The sequence below is a fragment of the Bacteroidota bacterium genome (genome assembly GCA_016183775.1).
GTDB lineage: Bacteria > Bacteroidota > Bacteroidia > JABDFU01 > JABDFU01 > JABDFU01.
On sequence record JACPDY010000007.1, the window covers coordinates 28,563 to 45,218 of the forward strand.

The following is a 16,656-nucleotide window of genomic DNA, read 5'->3' on the forward strand; positions in this document are numbered from 1 at the left end:
ATTTTAAACTCCCGGAGCCTAATTTATTTTATAGAATTATTTATAATAAGAAGTGCTCTTGTCTCAATATTAAGTACCTGGCTTTGGATACTTGTTAATAAAGTAACAGCCCCCGATAGCGGAGTCATATAGAACATTGATTCGTGCCAGGTGGTTGTGGAAGATTCGTCAATATTCATGTTATCCTTGATCTTGAGATCAAGCCCGTTGAAGGACAAGAGCTTTTGTTCTGCTTTTTCCATTTTAAGTTCTGTAAGGATGGCAATAATTTGTTGGTTATAGTTATTTAAGGATTCATACAAATCTCGACCATTCGAACTTTCGGCCTGGCCTAAAAAATGAGTCGGAATATCGTAATTATCTAAGCCGGTCATATTCCAGTGATCCGATGTGCCGTCAACGGGCTGATAACTTACATGGGCGATCAATTCATTTTTTAATTGTTCAACATTTTTAATTGTTTGGTTTGATAGTACATTGATCGCCACAGATGCGTCCCGTAAATGCTGATAGTTTTCGGCGTTTCCCTGAGTTCTGAGTTTTATGTTAGCCAACAGTAAAGTGTTTATTTCTTTAGTGTTCTCATTTGTCTTCAGTAAAGCGTCTTCTATTTTTAAATAGGTATATAAAATATTTTTCGAATAATTAAGGCCATAGACAAAAAAGAATACACTTACGAATAGAGTAAGAAATACCATTCTCCAGAATTCGCTGAATTTTCTGTCATATTCCTGGTACTGTTGGATTGTGTATAATATTAAAGTGGGAAACACTAATAATGACGATCCCATAACTATCATGAGTCCACCCCCGGGCCAGTGCATAACCTTGAATAATACACCAGTAAACAGTGATGAAATGGAGAGAAATCCGAAAATATTTACAAATATATTTAGCCCACTTCTGTTTTCATATATTCTTTGCCCGAAAAAAAATGGAAGAAAGATCATTGAAAGTAATGACATTCCGAATGTCAAAAGAATGCCCGCACCAGGCCAATGCATCAGTTTAAACATTGACCCAATGCTAATAAAGAACATAACGAACGCTCCAAAAGCAATTAAGAATTTTTTCATGAGAAGGCTCGTTGGTTTTTTAATGTATGCCGGTTGAGCGGAGTCGAAGCCGGATTAAATAGAAGGAATTGATTTTATTTGTTCCCGCAGTTTACCAAGGTCTTGCTTCACTTCTTCCAGTTTTTTCGTGTATTCATCCAGGATTGGATTTGCCTTTTTTGATTTTCCAAAAAAGCCCAGGTTGGTTTCCAACTGGTTTGCTTCAGCTTCCAGTTTCTTGATTTTATCCTGTATAGCGAATCGTTCTCGCTTTATCTGTTCCTGTCCCTGAGGGTATTTACGCATTTGCTCGTACTTAAGCCGGTAAAATATTTTTTCCTGTCCGGGAGTACTGTCTTTTATTTTTTCAAGAAAATTTTCTACGGCTTTTCCAAATGTGTTATTGAGCCTGTCAATTTCTCTCACCGGAACAGGTCCTGAAGCAGCCCATTCTTCCTGTATCTTTTTAAGCTCTTCCAGGTTTTGGTTCATATCGCCTGATGGTTGCAGTTGATCAACCCTTGTTGTTATTGCCTGTTTTGCCTGTACATTCGCCAAAAGTGCATTCTCCTTTTCTTTTATTTCCTTGTTTTTATTTTCAAAGAAATGATCGCAGGCTTTCCTGAACCGGTTCCATATTGGTTGTGAATCCTTAACAGCCACCGGGCCTATAGCTTGCCATTCGACCTGCATTTTTTTAAGTATTTCCGCTGTCGCGGCCCAGTCGGTATTTTCCTGCAATGATTCCGCTCTGACACAAATATCAATTTTCTTTTGCAGGTTTTGTCCGAATTCGCGACGCTGCCTGGCATAAAATGCATCGAGTACATTGTAAAAGTGCTGGCGCGCTTTTTTAAATCTTTTCCAACACTCACCGTTATCACTTTTAGGAACAAAGCCGATTTTTTGCCATTCGGCCCATATTGTTTCTGCTTTTTCAGAAGCCGCCCTGCATAATTTATAAGAGGAAAGATCAGTTTCTGCCAGCTTGTCCAGTTGTTCGCATAAGGCAATTTTGGCTGCAAGATTGGCTTGCTGCAGTTGTTTTACCTGCGCCACATGTTCTTTTCTTCGCTCATATATTTTATCGGTTGCGGCTTTAAAGCGTTGCCATAAGGGATCGCTTAACTCTTTACTCAGGTTATTTGATGTACGCCATTCTTCCTGTAAAAAGCGAAGGCTGTCAAGCGCTTTTTTCAATGAGGGCTCTTCAACAAGTTTATCCGCTTTTTCACAGAGCTCATTTTTAATTTCAAGATTTTTTTTGCGGTCAAGCTCGCGCAGCTCATTGCTGATCTTTACTATTTCGTAGAATTTTCCGGTAAGAAAATGATGGTTCTCCTGCAGGGTATGCATGTCCTGCCTGGGTACATTCCCCGTTGCGCGCCACTTACTTTGGAGAGCCTGAAATTTATTATATGCTTTTGAAAAATGATCTTCGCTCTTTAACAGTTCTCTTAATTCATCAATGATGAGTCTTTTGGTTGATAGATTATCCTGCAGTGTTTTTTCCTTTTGTCTGCGCAGTTCAGCTTTCTTTTTATTAAATTCCTTATAAAGGCGTTCGACTTTCTCATCCAATGGATCAATGCGTGGGGTGAAGTCTTCTTCCGGGCTTCCGTCCTGTGTAAAGATTTTCAACTTGTGCGCGTACTCTTCTTTAACCAATCTATCATAGGCTGACTTGATCAGGTTTATAATATCCACTTCTGACATTACATCTTCGGGTGCAAGAAGTTCTTCCAGCTTATCCGCGAGCTGCGATTTACTCATTGATGCCAGTTCGTCTTCTGATACAATGGTTTCAGCTGCATTTCCATCCGTTACTTCATCTATATCAGGTAATAATTGAGACTCGGAGGAAACAGGAATGGCCTCATCCGGGATAGGTTTATTTTTTTCGTCTATTTGCATAGAGCTAAGATAAAAATAATCCTTCTTAATGAGGAAACATAAATGCTTTTGAGGAAACAGCTTATGCCAGCGGTTTATGGCATTTTTTTGTATTTAGCCGCTGCTATTTAAGTTTTCATAATGTATAACCGGATAGGACACAATATGTTCCCTTATGCAGTTAGGAGCTTAATTTTAAAGTAAACATTGCCAATATTTTTGTAGATAGGTTGTTTTAATGCACGGGCTGTTGATTATGGCACGTTTCGGCACATTTACGGCACGCCTCTGCGCATCTTTTACAATGTTCTAAGTCGGAGTGCTTTTCGCATTCTGTCGCACACCGTTCGCAGATTTCACCACATAATTTTAGAAAAAGCTCTGTGTTTTCAGAGTTTCTTTCTAAAAGCTGACCAGTTAGCCGGCATATATCGGCGCAGTCCTGGTCGAGCATCATACAGCGTTGTAATTTATCTTTCTCCTTTTCTATCTGGCAGGCATCATAGCATCTGGTGCATTGCGCGGCGCAGAAATACAGTTCATCTGTAATTTGTTTGTTTTCCATTTTTTGATTTATTTTTAAGAGTGTTAATGATTTTATATTATCCCAAATGGGAACAGGGTAGGTGAATGCATAATTCTCCCGGTATTCGTATGGAGGAGTGGTATACCACTTTATATGAATCAACATCGATCGAGAATTCTTCCTCGTGTTCAGGTTGTTCATCCTTATCTTTTTTTAAGTAAGGGATCGGCTGCAATGCCGCATCATGTCGATTCTGAAACAGCATGAGTTTTAATTTTAGGATTTACAAGATGCTTTTTGAGCCATTTAGTAGCCAATTCGGCAACTTTATCGAGTTTTCCCGGTTCTTCAAATAAATGAGATGCTCCTTCCACAATTTCCATTCTCTTTTCGCAACGAAGTAAGGAATACGCCTGTTCATTTAGTTCAATAACACTGGTATCCAGGCTGCCAACAATTAGTAATGTGGGCGCTTCTACCTGGATTAATGTACCGGCCAGATCGGGGCGGACGCCGCATGAAACGATGGCATGGATCAGGTCGTTTAATTGTGCCGCAGCTTGCAATGCCGAAGCCGCGCCTGTACTCGCTCCAAAATAACCGATGGGAAGTTTTTTCAGTTCAGGTAATTGGTGAATATATGAGGTAACAGTAATAAGACGTTTGGTAAGCAAGTAAATATTAAAACGATTTTCAAAAATACGGTCTTCGCTCTCTGTTAGCAGATCGACGAGTAGTGTTGCGATTTTTTCTTTGTTCAATATTTCTGCAACATAATTATTTCTGGCGCTGAAACGACTGCTGCCGCTTCCATGAGAAAATATAACAAGGGAATTAGCCCCCAAAGGAATATTTAAGTGACCTTTTAACGTGAGGTTTCTGACCGGAATATTAATTTCCTTTGTTTCCATAATTATATTTTATAGAAGTGCATGATATATTCTGTTTTACATAAAAACTTCTATATGATTTCACTTTAATTTTTTTTCGGACCCGGTTTATATTCCCTTATATGAATGCGTATTTATACTTGTTGCTTTTTTCGCATCAGGATAATAGTTGCGCCCGAAAGGCGGCATTTATTTTTTCTTTCAATGCCGGGGTTATTACAGGAACAACAGTAATTAAATTGTTAACTCCCACAACGCCTTTAATATCTTCTGCTAAATATGTTGCTCTTGATTTTTGATACTCCCAATCCACATAACCTTCCAGTGTTACCCATCCATCCCTGACCTTTATTTTTATTTTGTTTTCATCAATTGAGCTGTTCCATTTTATAACATTTAATACAGCATTTTTAATATCAGAATCGCTTCGTTTGGAAGATGGCGGAAGGTTTGTCTTAATATAACCGGTATAATCTCTGATCTCGCTGACAGCGGTTTCTGTTTGGCCCTCATTATTTATATGTTTTTTAATTTTCAATTCTGTTTTCATAAATTTTATTTTTTATTGCTTTTGGCAGGTTATTGAATTATAATAATCTTTTTAGGCCGGATAGCAATTATTTGTATTTTTCTTTAGTCGTTTTTTCTTGAGATTTTTCTTTTTTCTCCTTCATTATTTTTCCGTCCTTATTGATACACTCCCCTTCTTTTAACATCACTGTACTTCCGTCTTTCTGTATTACTGTCCCATCAATTTTAATTGTGGTTCCGTTGGCAAGGGTTATATCCGATGTTATTGGAGTCCCTTCATGCGTTACGGTAAGGATTCCGTCTTTCAATTTGGCGCAATATTCATGTTTGAAAGAATTCTCTGCACTTACACTTATGGAAAAGATGATTGCAGCAATTAAAAATAGTTTTGTTTTCATTTTTAGATTTTTTTAATTAATTATTAAATTTTAGTCATGTTTCCTGCATAAATTATATGCCAAATTCAAATTGGCTTTAATAAATATATTCTATATCTAAAATGCAGAATGATAAGTGGAAATTTTATGGCATTATGGGGAAAATAATTCGCAAAATTTTATTAGCGAGACTTGGGTTTCACTTTTTTTGCGAAAACATAGTCTTGCCCTTCCCTGCCGGGAAAGGCTCTTGAGCGAGATGAGGGATCGGGTTCAATATCCCGCAGCTCTGCTGCGAATTTTCCGCTGGCAGAAGAGGACTTTTTTTGATACCGATCCTCTGGGGAGGGGTAGTTCATTGAAACCTTGACTTTATAAGATATTTACTGGTATAAAATCCTTTCTTCTTCAGCACAGATTAGCGGCATGGTTTTTAGCTATAATGTAAGTGTAATTAATATCTGGTTAATCATGGATGAAGAAGTAACAAAAAAAGAAAAGGATGTTATTATTATTACCGGCGGCAGCGGCTTCATTGGGGGAGCGGTAATGAGCAGGCTTTCTAAACAGTATCGTGTGGTTGGTACGGATAGGGGCGAATATCAAAACACTTCTGAATTTATTCATATGGATATCGCTTCAGAAGAAAGTATTAAAACGGCGATGGCTCAAATCCGGTCGGGTTACGGAAATAAAATCGCTTCAGTAATTCATTTTGCAGCTTATTATGATTTTTCGGGAAAGCCAAGTCCGCTATATGATAAAATTACTGTTCAGGGCACGCAAAAATTATTGAAGGCTTTACAAAATTTTGATGTTAAACAATTTATTTTCTCCAGTAGTTTGTTGGTTTATGCTCCTTCAAGGCCGGGTCAAAAAATTAACGAAGACTGGCCCCTCGCACCAGGATGGGACTATCCTGAATCAAAAATAAAATCAGAAGCAATCCTTCATTCCGAAAGAGCCAATATCCCCGTTGTGATTTTAAGGATTGCGGGGGTTTATAATGATACCGGCAACTCTATTCCGCTTGCCAACCACATACAACGCATTTATGAAAATCAAATAACAGCTCATTTTTTCCCCGGGGAGATAACACATGGAAATCCTTTTGTTCACATAAATGACCTGGTGGAAGCAATTGTTAAAGTTGTTGAAAAGCGTGCCGAACTTCCTGCAGATATTACTATTAATATCGGAGAGCCGGAAACATTAAGTTATGAATACCTGCAAAAGGAGATTGGCAGATTGATTCATGGCGAAGCGTTTAAAACATATAGGATCCCTAAACTTATTGCGAAAACCGGGGCGTGGGTACAGGGCATTTTCGGAGATTCTTTTATCAAACCCTGGATGATCGATATGGCCGACAACCACATGGAGCTTGATATTTCAAAAGCGAAAAAAATATTGGATTGGGAACCTCAATATTCTTTGCGGAAAACATTGCCTAAAATGATCGCCGCATTAAAATCCGACCCCAAAAAATGGTATCTCCGGAATAAATTAAAGCTGCCCTCCCGATTTAAAAAATAAAATTATGGTAATTGAAACAGAAGAAACAGATAATGTGAGGGAAGACCAAAAGATGCTCAATCATCATGTTCATCACCGGCAAACAGTGTGGATGCATTTTGCTAATTTCTTTCTTGGCGTTTGGTTGATCGCTGCCCCTTTAACTTTCATCTATAATAGTGAGCCCATGGTGATTAATGATTTTATTTGCGGCTTTTTAATATGCTTATTTACTTTACTTTCTATCAATCCTTTCAGGCTGTGGGCTCCCTGGGCTGCAGCTATTGTCGGACTGTGGTTAAATGTTGCCCCTCTTATATTTTGGGCGCCCGAGGCGGTTAGTTATAACAACGATACCATTATTGGTATTCTTGTAATTGCCTTTGCAATTGTAGCTCCGGGTGTTCCCGGAGTGAAACTATATGAAGAACCAGGACCCGATGTGCCACCGGGCTGGTCAGTTAACCCTTCCTCATGGATACAGCGGATTCCCATAATCTTTCTTGGCTGGATCGGCTTTTTTGCTTCACGTTATTTAGCTGCCTATCAATTGGGATATATTAACACTGCCTGGGATCCTTTTTTTGGTGAAGGAACTGAAAATGTTTTAAACTCAGATGTTTCAAAAGCCTGGCCCGTTTCAGATGCCGGGCTCGGCGCTTTTTCTTATATGCTGGACGCAATGATGGGATATTTAGGCGGAGAAAACCGCTGGAGAACTATGCCCTGGGCCGTAATTTTTTTCGGGATTTTAATAATTCCTTTGGGAGCAATAAGTATTACTTTAATTATTTTGCAGCCTCTTGCTGTTGGTTCATGGTGTTCTATCTGTCTTTTTACTGCTATTGTTATGCTTATTATGATTCCCTGCTCCTTTGATGAAGTATTTGCTTCAATTCAATTTTTAAGAAAAAGTAAAAAGGAAGGAAAATCAGTATGGAGAATATTCTGGCTGGGAGGTACCACTTCGGAAAAATCCATTGAATACATAAGACATGATCTGACTTCTTTTAGAAAAACCGTAAAAGAAATTTTTTCAGATTTTTCAGTTCCCTGGAATTTAATCCTTTCATCTTTGATCGGGGTTTGGCTGATGTTCTCTCCCTTTGTCTTCGGGCACACAAACGCATTAGCCGACAGCGATCATTTTGTTGGAGCTTTGATAATAACATTTTCTGTAATTGCTATGGGAGAAATAATAAGGCCCATACGATTTATAAATATTGCCTCCGGATTATGGATAATGTTGTCTCCTTTTTTACTTGCAGGCGAAATAATTATCTACAACGAATTGATAAGTGGATTTTTGTTAATAATATTAAGTTTCAGGAAAGGGAAAATAATTAATAACTACGGAAGTTTTAATAAATATATAGTTTGAGTTTATGCTTTATGTGATACTTGGAAAGAGAAAAAAAATCACTAAACCGGCAATAAATTCCCCATCATGTTAACAATTTTCTTATCAAATGTTCTCAATTCGCAATGGCATGATATTTATGTATTAGATTAAATGATAATCTGCTTAGGGGAGATTCCAACAGAGAAATCTGAGAAGCAAACCCTTACAACTTGACCCAGGTAATGCTGGCGAAAGGAAAGCAGAAAAATCAACCAAACCCCGGTAACGGGGTTTGGTATACTTATACATTTAATAATAATCTAAAAAATATATATACATGAAAAGATCTTCAACTGCTATATGGCATGGCTCAGGTAAAGAAGGAAGCGGAAAAATTACATCGCAAAGCAAATTGTTAAACAATGCTTTTTATGCATGGAACACCCGTTATTCCGAAGACAAAGGGACGAACCCTGAAGAATTACTTGCAGCTGCACATGCAGGTTGTTTTACAATGAAATTAAGTTTCCTGTTAAGTGACGCAGGTTATGCTCCTGAAATGATTGAAACAACATCTACCGTTACATTGGAAGAGAATACTATTACTCAATCGCATCTTGTTGTAAAAGCAAAAGTGCCCGGTATAAGCGAAAAGAATTTTTTAGATTGTGCTGAAAAGTCAAAGAATGAATGTCCCGTATCGAAAGCCCTCAAGCTGAAGATTACCATGGATGCAAATGTTGAATCACCTGTTCAGGTATAACGAAAATGAAAACATCAAGAAGTACAAATAATCGTCAAAGTAAACAGGGCATATCAAAAAAACCTCGCCCAGAAATAAGAGATGATTTGGATAGTCGTAAAGAAAAAGAAGCTGGTTATCGGGGGGATATAAGCAAGAAAGGCGCCCGGAAGAAAAAAAATTTCAAAAAAATTTCTCCGCAAGAGCCGGTTTTATTACAAAAAACAAAAGCCTGGTAAAGTATATAAAAGACCATTTCATTTTTCATAGCTCATATTCTTTCCTTTTATCCGTCTGATTAATCCATATATTGATTGAGCATTTAAAGATTCAAATCTACTCTGTTGAAGGTTTTTACAATAATGCTTATCTCCATGTGTGTAAAAATTAAAAATGAAAGGGGCGTTATGTATATACCATCCGCCATTTTGTCCAAAGCGCATATCACTTATAACAGCTGAATCATTTTGCAGGTTGATACAATAATATCCTTTTGTAAAGCGGATAAAATTATGCAGTTCTTCAGAGTCGCATAGTTGGGATAAGAGGGAATCGTTTTTATTAATAATTTGAAAGGGAACAAGCCGATTGCCGTCAAATACAGAATAATAGCCAGTGTAATATTTGTTTTTAGTGGGTATGATAATATACCACAATAAATTATTGAAAGGAGTGGGAGTAGTCATGTAATCATCATGGGGGAGTTGTTGTATTGAAATATTTTTTTCAACCACCTTATTTATATGGAGTTTATTCAACGCTGCAGCTGTGAAATAAATTCCACTTATGACCAAACTTATTTTCACCCACTTTGCTCTTTTAATTGAATTTTTCTGAAATGGGAGTAGCGCAGTGCCAAGCAAAAGCGGGAGAGTAAAAAGGGGGTCGATAATAAATAATGAGTTAAAGCTAATACGCGTATGGCTGAAGGGCTCAAGCCAACCCGTACCATATACTGTAAACGCATCAATAAAAATATGCAGTCCTAAGCCACTTAGAAATAAAAACAGCCAGCGTTTATAGGAAACCATTGCATGGGCAAATATCTTTTTAAAAACAAATGCCAATGCGGGAGAAAAAAGCAGGACAAACAAAATAGAATGCGTAAAACCCCGGTGAGCCAATAGTCCCTCCACCGGCTGCATCCAAAGCTGAAAAATCACATCTGCATCCGGAATATTATTTGCTATTATGCCTGCTAGAATAGCTTTTTTTCCCAATTGTCTGCCGGCAATAACTTCCCCCAAACAAGCTCCCAGAGCGGTATGAGTAATTGAATCCATCAGTTCAGTTTTTCCTTAAAAGTTCAAAAACAATGCCTCGTTTACCTTACTGCAGATGAAAAAATTGATTTGTAATCTCTAGAATGAATAGGAATGATTTTTGATTATAAAATGTCTGGTATTTAAAAAAGATGAAGAAGAGAAATCTTAAAACTATTAATGGGCTGCTTTTTATGTCAGGACGTGCAGTAAGGATAGTAAATATCATTACGCTCTATCGGATTATTACTTCCCCGCTACTGATTATCCTTATATTTTCAGGTCAGTTGAATATTTTCAAATGGTTGCTTCTTGCGAGTTTTTGTACCGATATGATTGATGGTTATCTTGCCCGGAAATATAAAGCCGCGAGCATTTTAGGATCAAAATTGGATTCTATTGGCGATGACTTAACTGTTTTAGTAGCAATAATAGCGCTATTTAAAACCAACCCGGAATTTATCAGGGAAGAAGGATTAGCTATTATTGGATTACTGGTTTTATTTTTTATTCAATTATCCCTTTCTTTATTAAAATATAAAAAACCCAGTAATTTCCATACTTACTTGGCAAAAACAGCTGCTTTATTACAAGGAGTTTTTTTACTGTCCGTATTCTTTTTTGAAACAATTTTTTACGGGTTGTTTTATGTTGCTACAGTAATAACTGCATTTGAATTGATAGAAGAAATTATTCTTATTTTATTGCTGCCAAAGTGGAAAAATGATGTAAAAGGGGTGTATTGGGTGTTAAGAAGAAAAAAAGCGCCATAGCAAAATGCAGGGATAAATTTTAAACAACCTCTAAAGGGCGCCATTTGGGGTCGAACTGTTGCACAATCGGGTAAAAGCCTCTAATAGCGCCGGAAAGATAGTTTTATCAGGTAATTTTTCAAATATGGCTTATCCATAAGCAAATTTTAACTATAATTTTTCATATAAATATGTTCGTTTATCGAAATAAAAAAATAATTCTTCCTTTCAGCCGGACAATCCGCTCATTTGCCCTCAAAAATGATTGACTTAATTTTTACATCACTAGAAGTAGTTGCAACTATCAAAAAGGCTTCGATTTTGAATCGCGATCCGTAAGCAGCATCTTTCTCCAGTTTATAGTTCCTTTTGCCAATGGCTTCATACGGTAGCGATACCTCTTATTACAGAAACAGAAGCAGCTATTGATATAAAATCGCTCACTTTATGCTTTACTTGCGATCCTTTCATTAGAAGACATAAAAAATGAAGAAGGGAGAAGTATTACCGCTGCTGAGACGTAACACTTCTCCCCTTCAACTTAAAGTGCAACAATAAAACTTCAATCAAAACACCAAACAAGAAATGAAAACGAACTTATTACTGTCTGTTGCACAATGTAAAATTACTTTTTCTTTATAGCTTTTTTATCTGTCTCGGTTTTACCATATTTTTTCACAATCTGCTTTACCAGATCATTGTACTGCTGCGATAAACTTGTTATCTGTTTTTGCAACTCATTGTTTGCTTCAATAATCCCATTAAACACGGACATATTTTGTTGCCAATCTGTTTTAATAGCTTCTTCGTCTTGTTCAGACTTGGGAATTGAAGCAATAAAAGTATTGTTGGTTTCAATGCTTTTAGCCAATGAACTATAATTTCCTTCGTACTCTTTGGTTGCTTTATCTATTTTCTCCTTTATGCTTTTCAATTCTGATTTTACCCCATTATCCTTTTCATAGGCTACTTTTTTCTTAGGATCAATGGCAGCAACCATCTCTGTCTGTTTTTTCTCTATATCAGAAGATGTTTTGTATTTAAAGGCTTTCATCTCGGATACTTTTTGCTCCAAAATTTGATTTTCATTGGTATAAGATTGAATAACAGATTCATCAATCTGCTGTTTGCAGGCTGTTAAAAAGATGCCTGCTGTCATTATAGCAACTCCGGCTTTGATAGCTTTTTTCATATTGATTTTGTTTTAGTATAGTTTAATTATTCTGTATTGTTCTAATAAGCAGGCAAGCGATAGTATCAGTGCAACAATGGCTATAATCAAAGCCCATGTTGAACGCATACTGTGCCTTTTATAATTACCGTATGACATTATATTATCTCAATTCAAATTCTTTTTTACCGCTTAGGCTGCCATCTGCATATATTTCCATCTTGTATTTTCCTTTTGTTAGTTTATCATCTGTATCGTAATTAACAGTTATTTTCTGTTCATCATTTTTGAAGTCTATTGTTTTCAAAGAAGAATAAACCTGTTCCGTATTAGTTTTAGTATTCGTGAATTTTTCACTGGTCTTTGCCAATACACTTTTCTGTGGATCATAGATAACGAGGTAGATATTTTTGCTGCCGGATTCTGCAACCATATTCTCTGCAAGTGTAAATGATACGGATATTCTATTTACTTTTTTTGCTCTTATGGTTGGTTTCTGCTTGCTCTTGGTTACTTTATAATTCATCACTCCTACTTCATAGGCTTTCAGGTCTTTTGCCCACTCTAATTTCTTTTTGAGACCTTCATTGTCCTTTTTAAGATCAGCAAGTGTTTTGTTTAATGCAGCTATTTTAGCTTGGAGGTCTCCGTTGCCTTTCAGGATTGAGTTTACCTGTTTTTCACAGTCATCACGGAGTTTCTTTGTATCTTTAAGCTGTTTTCTCAGTGCCGAAACGTTACCATTGTCTTTAGTTATTTTTTCAATAACCGTTCGCTTCTCTGTTATCTCGTTATTCAATTTTGAGATAGCAGCATTTAATTCATCATTGTTGCTTTTACAATTATTCAAAGCTGCCTGCGCTTCCATTAAATACTTTTCAACCTGGAGTTTTACTGAAAGTGAAGAGTCAGCATGAAGAAGGGCTGTATCTCTTTCTGTATTGAGGCTATTCCGGTTTAGCATAAAAAAAACATTCCCAATACCCGATCCTATTAGCAGGAGCAACAGTATAAGCAAATATTTTAATTGCTTTCTGATTTTTGTTTTATCATCTTCTGTATTCATGGTATCAGCGTGTTATTTTTTCCGGGTTTCTAATAGTTTAAATAATTCATCGAGCTTGGGAGAGAGGATAATCTCTGTTCTCCTGTTTTTGGCTTTGCCCTCACTTGTCAGATTGGGAGCCACAGGAAATACTCTCCCTTGCCTGATGCGGTTACCCGTTTCGCTTCAACATTGTATTCATCCGTTAAAAGGCGCACAACAGACGTTGCCCTGGCCGCACTTAAGTCCCAATTATCTTTGTAAACAGCTGTTTTAATGGGAACGTTATCGGTATGCCCTTCAATTAGTATATCTACATCTGTATTTTTATTCAGCACTTCCATTAATTTTTTTAAAGCCTCTTTTCCTTTCACCTCTACTTCGGCACTCCCGGATTTGAAAAGGAGCTTGTCTGACATGGAAACATATACTTTCCCATTTTTCATTTCTACTGTCAATTCATCAGGATTAAAACCAAGCAAAGCATTTTTGACAACAGTATTCAATCGGTTAACCAGGGAATCCTGCCTGTCAATTATGCTTTGCATCTCTTTTAGCTTTTGTTCACGCTCCTGGAGCAGTTTTTCTTTTCTCTCCAGCTCTTTGGATTTATTTTTTAAATCTTCACTCATTTGAGCCAGCTTCATGCCCGAAGTAGTGGAAAGTGTTTTGTATTTATCGCCCAGGTCATTATACTCTCCATGCAGCTTTCGTAATTGCTGACCAAGCGCAGTGGTATCATTTTTTAATTGTTGGTTAGCACTGCACAATTCATCCCTCTCTTTTAGACAAGCCCTGTACCTTTTAGACTGCAATAGCTTATCCGTTTTATCTATATAAGGTTGCATGGTTTTGCAGGAGGAAAGCATTGCCAGTAAAAGAAAAATAAGCAATGCAAAACCGATATCAGAAAAAATGGAGTAACTTTTAATTCGATCAGTAAACATAATTGCTTCAGTAATTGTCCGGTTATAACTATTGCACCGGTACAAAGATTTTAAATTAGAATTTGAGGAGTATTAGATTTAGATTAGAATCCAATTAGAATAATTTTATTTGTGATGTTGGTGAATCAATTAGAATATAAATGCAATGAAAAATAGCCTTGAAAAACTGAGCTATTATCCATACTGCTACAATTATGCCCCCAATCAACATACCAAGAGGTAGGTACAGGTATTGCATAAAAAGCATGGTGTTTTTTAATTTCCGATCCGATACTATTTGTGATAAATGAAATGGGACAAAAAGAACAAATATAATTAATTGAAATAGTGTGGACATGAATAGTACGATTTGCCCATCAATATGGCAAGAAAATACTAACGGAGGTTCCTTTATTTAATTCGGAGTTAATGCTTATTTCTCCCTGGTGTAGCTTAATAATTCTTTGCGTTAATGTTAATCCGATTCCATGACCCAAATAAGATTTTACATTTTCACTTCTGAAAAAGGGCTCAAAAATGTGTTCCAGGTCTTTTTGCGGTATGCCTATTCCTTTATCAGTAATAATTAAATGTATTCCGGTTTCCTTAAAAGAAATTGCAACATTCGCTTCCTTATGGACAGAATATTTGCAAGAATTTTCAATAATGTTAATAATAGCTGCTTTTAATAACTGTTCACTACCGGTCAATATAAGTTTTTTCTCTTCCTCCGGGAACTCTTTAAAATCAGCGCCTATTTTATAATTTTTATTTCGTTTTAATAATTCCGCTCTTGCATGACCAATTAATTCATCAATTCGTATCTGAGCCACTTTGATTTCTGAAATATCCAGGCTTGCCTGAGCAAGGTCGAGTAATCCATTGGAAAGTTTGTTTAGATTTTTAATATCGTCTAATAGAGATTTTAGAAGCTGCTTGGTATCCTCATTGATTTTATCATTCATTAATGATACTTCAATTTGCCCCGTTAGCGATGTAAGAGGGGTTCTTAACTCATGTGAGGCGTTGGAAACAAAACTCCGCTGCATCTCAAAGGCTGCTTCCAAACGTTCCAACATTTTGTTAAACTTAATAGCCAGTTGAGCAATCTCATCTGTTCCGTTTCCTTCATTTACACGTGAATACAAATTGGAAACTGTGATCTTATCTACCTCACCTACCACATTTGCTATGGGTTGTAATGCCTGCTTGGAAAAAAACAATCCCGTAATAACCGTAAGGACAATAGTAATAAGCACTCCAATCAATAAGACGTATTTTAAAAATCGGAGTTTACTAAAACCATACTTGTCAAAGGCTGAAGCTATAACAACAAACCTGTCGTATTGCCCCTCAAATAATACACCGATTACTTCGCTTTCTCCTTCAGTGTATCGAACTTCTTTTTCAAGCCTTATTTTGTTTATCAGTTCAGCAGCAGCAAGTGTACTATCATCATTACTATCATAAAGTAAAGTGTTCTTAAAATCGTATATCGTAACTTTTTCTCCGGGAAGGTTATTTACAGAATTTCTATCAATTGCTTTCAATATTGAAGGATTCACTTCCTTTACATCTTGTGAAAGAAGTTTGGCAGTAGTAATGGCTTTATCTTTTAATCTGGAGTAAAACTCCTGTTCTCGATAATTGGAGGAGAAGTAATAAATAGCCACAGAAAAAAGAATCAATATTAGTGCAACGTTGATGGTAAACTGATATGTCAGCTTTGTTCTGATCTGCATTATTCGTCTCCTTCTTTAAGAAGGTACCCCATACCAACCTGTGTGTGTATCAGCTTGGGAGAAAAATTCTTGTCAATCTTTTTTCTCAGGTAAAAAATATAAAGGTCAATGATATTCGTCCCTGTATCAAAAGTTTTTTTCCTGCTCTTTTTACCGTTTTGCTGTTTAAATCCATTTCCAGGTCAGCTACTTTCAGTAAGCTATCTGATAATACTTCGGATTGACTTCTTTTCAACAAAGCTCTTATTCTCACAAGCAGCTCGTCAAATTCAAAGGGTTTCACAAGGTAATCATCTGCTCCGAGATTAAAACCTGTAACTTTATCAGAAGTTGTTCCAAGTGCAGTAAGCATCAAAATAGGAACACGTGCGTTGTGTTCCCGTATCTGCTTACATACATCAAAGCCGTTAACTTTGGGAAGGTTAATGTCAAGAATAATTGCATCATACTTTTTTGAAAGTGCCTTTCGCAGACCTATTTCCCCATCGTAAGCGGTTTCCGCTTGAAATTTATTAACCTCCAGTCCTTTCTTAATAAAAGATGCTACTTTGGGTTCATCTTCAATTATGAGAATTTTTATATCCATTGTTACAGCAAAGTTCCGCATTTATTTCAATTTGCAAGTACTTCTAATCAAATTCTAATCTTGAATTCATCCCATAGTCCATACCTTTGTGGTATCAATATTGCTGGGTTAGATGGTTCACTCTATCGTAAGGCGAGCCAATGAATTATATAATACTTACTAAACATGAAATGGTCATGAGCTAGAATGAAGCACACCAACCGAGGATGAATATTTAACTTCGTGCAAAACATGAAACGTAATGCAAGAAATAAAATTCAAACAGGTTGTAACAACCGGTTGCGGTATAGATGTCCATAAG

Annotated in this window: 16 protein-coding genes, 2 pseudogenes and 1 riboswitch; of the genes and pseudogenes, 5 read left to right on the forward strand and 13 right to left on the reverse strand. The window is 36.7% G+C overall.

Annotated elements, in window-relative coordinates; genetic code table 11:
• Nucleotides 1-23 precede the first annotated feature (23 nt).
• The 7 genes from HYU69_01215 to HYU69_01245 all read right to left on the reverse strand — a co-directional run bounded on the left by HYU69_01215 (nucleotide 24) and on the right by HYU69_01245 (nucleotide 5,293).
• Nucleotides 24-1,076 (reverse strand): hypothetical protein, encoded by a 1,053-nt coding sequence (locus HYU69_01215; protein ID MBI2268957.1) that lies wholly within the window; start codon nucleotides 1,074-1,076, stop codon nucleotides 24-26.
• A 54-nt stretch (nucleotides 1,077-1,130) separates the two neighbouring features.
• On the reverse strand, nucleotides 1,131-2,969 hold the full coding sequence (locus HYU69_01220) for a DUF349 domain-containing protein (GenBank protein ID MBI2268958.1): 1,839 nt from the start codon (nucleotides 2,967-2,969) through the stop codon (nucleotides 1,131-1,133).
• Between the two features lie 214 nt (nucleotides 2,970-3,183).
• Complete coding sequence (locus tag HYU69_01225) at nucleotides 3,184-3,513, reverse strand: four-helix bundle copper-binding protein (GenBank protein MBI2268959.1); 330 nt, start codon at nucleotides 3,511-3,513, stop codon at nucleotides 3,184-3,186.
• 37 nt (nucleotides 3,514-3,550) lie between these two features.
• Nucleotides 3,551-3,739, reverse strand: coding sequence for a hypothetical protein (locus HYU69_01230; protein MBI2268960.1), 189 nt, complete (start codon nucleotides 3,737-3,739; stop codon nucleotides 3,551-3,553).
• Nucleotides 3,717-4,385: an alpha/beta hydrolase gene (locus HYU69_01235; protein MBI2268961.1), complete on the reverse strand. Its 669-nt coding sequence runs from the start codon at nucleotides 4,383-4,385 to the stop codon at nucleotides 3,717-3,719. The genes HYU69_01230 and HYU69_01235 overlap by 23 nt, the downstream gene beginning before the upstream one ends.
• 136 nt (nucleotides 4,386-4,521) lie before the next feature.
• Nucleotides 4,522-4,914: a BON domain-containing protein gene (locus HYU69_01240; protein ID MBI2268962.1), complete on the reverse strand. Its 393-nt coding sequence runs from the start codon at nucleotides 4,912-4,914 to the stop codon at nucleotides 4,522-4,524.
• A 67-nt stretch (nucleotides 4,915-4,981) separates the two neighbouring features.
• Nucleotides 4,982-5,293, reverse strand: a complete 312-nt coding sequence (locus HYU69_01245) for a hypothetical protein (GenBank protein ID MBI2268963.1) — start codon at nucleotides 5,291-5,293, stop codon at nucleotides 4,982-4,984.
• A gap of 450 nt (nucleotides 5,294-5,743) precedes the next feature.
• Here HYU69_01245 and HYU69_01250 point away from each other — a divergent pair, with 450 nt between their 5' ends.
• The 4 genes from HYU69_01250 (at nucleotide 5,744) to HYU69_01265 (ending at nucleotide 9,110) form a co-directional block, all read left to right on the forward strand.
• Nucleotides 5,744-6,808 carry an NAD(P)-dependent oxidoreductase gene (locus HYU69_01250; GenBank protein MBI2268964.1) on the forward strand — a complete coding sequence of 355 codons (1,065 nt, stop codon included), beginning with the start codon at nucleotides 5,744-5,746 and terminating at the stop codon, nucleotides 6,806-6,808.
• A 4-nt stretch (nucleotides 6,809-6,812) separates the two neighbouring features.
• Complete coding sequence (locus tag HYU69_01255; GenBank protein ID MBI2268965.1) at nucleotides 6,813-8,168, forward strand: vitamin K epoxide reductase family protein; 1,356 nt, start codon at nucleotides 6,813-6,815, stop codon at nucleotides 8,166-8,168.
• 136 nt (nucleotides 8,169-8,304) lie between these two features.
• Nucleotides 8,305-8,403, forward strand: a riboswitch (TPP riboswitch).
• Nucleotides 8,404-8,466: 63 nt separating this feature from the next.
• Nucleotides 8,467-8,892, forward strand: a complete 426-nt coding sequence (locus HYU69_01260; protein MBI2268966.1) for an OsmC family protein — start codon at nucleotides 8,467-8,469, stop codon at nucleotides 8,890-8,892.
• Nucleotides 8,893-8,897: 5 nt separating this feature from the next.
• Nucleotides 8,898-9,110 carry a hypothetical protein gene (locus tag HYU69_01265; protein ID MBI2268967.1) on the forward strand — a complete coding sequence of 71 codons (213 nt, stop codon included), beginning with the start codon at nucleotides 8,898-8,900 and terminating at the stop codon, nucleotides 9,108-9,110.
• 18 nt (nucleotides 9,111-9,128) lie between these two features.
• On the opposite strand, the gene HYU69_01270 is transcribed toward HYU69_01265, so the two are convergent.
• Entirely contained in the window at nucleotides 9,129-10,154 is a 1,026-nt protein-coding gene (locus HYU69_01270; GenBank protein MBI2268968.1) for a metal-dependent hydrolase, read from the reverse strand.
• Nucleotides 10,155-10,327: 173 nt separating this feature from the next.
• Between HYU69_01270 and HYU69_01275 the strand changes: the two genes are divergently transcribed.
• Nucleotides 10,328-10,906 (forward strand): CDP-alcohol phosphatidyltransferase family protein, encoded by a 579-nt coding sequence (locus HYU69_01275; protein ID MBI2268969.1) that lies wholly within the window; start codon nucleotides 10,328-10,330, stop codon nucleotides 10,904-10,906.
• Between the two features lie 604 nt (nucleotides 10,907-11,510).
• Here HYU69_01275 and HYU69_01280 read toward each other — a convergent pair.
• From HYU69_01280 to HYU69_01300, 5 genes and pseudogenes are all read right to left on the reverse strand, one after another.
• A complete protein-coding gene (locus HYU69_01280; protein ID MBI2268970.1) occupies nucleotides 11,511-12,077 on the reverse strand; it encodes a hypothetical protein in 567 nt (188 codons plus the stop codon).
• Nucleotides 12,078-12,219: 142 nt separating this feature from the next.
• Entirely contained in the window at nucleotides 12,220-13,122 is a 903-nt protein-coding gene (locus HYU69_01285; GenBank protein MBI2268971.1) for a hypothetical protein, read from the reverse strand.
• A 12-nt stretch (nucleotides 13,123-13,134) separates the two neighbouring features.
• A pseudogene (locus HYU69_01290) lies at nucleotides 13,135-13,970 on the reverse strand (OmpA family protein).
• A 434-nt stretch (nucleotides 13,971-14,404) separates the two neighbouring features.
• Nucleotides 14,405-15,769 carry a HAMP domain-containing protein gene (locus HYU69_01295; protein MBI2268972.1) on the reverse strand — a complete coding sequence of 455 codons (1,365 nt, stop codon included), beginning with the start codon at nucleotides 15,767-15,769 and terminating at the stop codon, nucleotides 14,405-14,407.
• A pseudogene (locus HYU69_01300) lies at nucleotides 15,769-16,349 on the reverse strand (response regulator transcription factor). The gene HYU69_01295 and the pseudogene HYU69_01300 overlap by 1 nt, the downstream one beginning before the upstream one ends.
• Nucleotides 16,350-16,656: the final 307 nt, after the last annotated feature.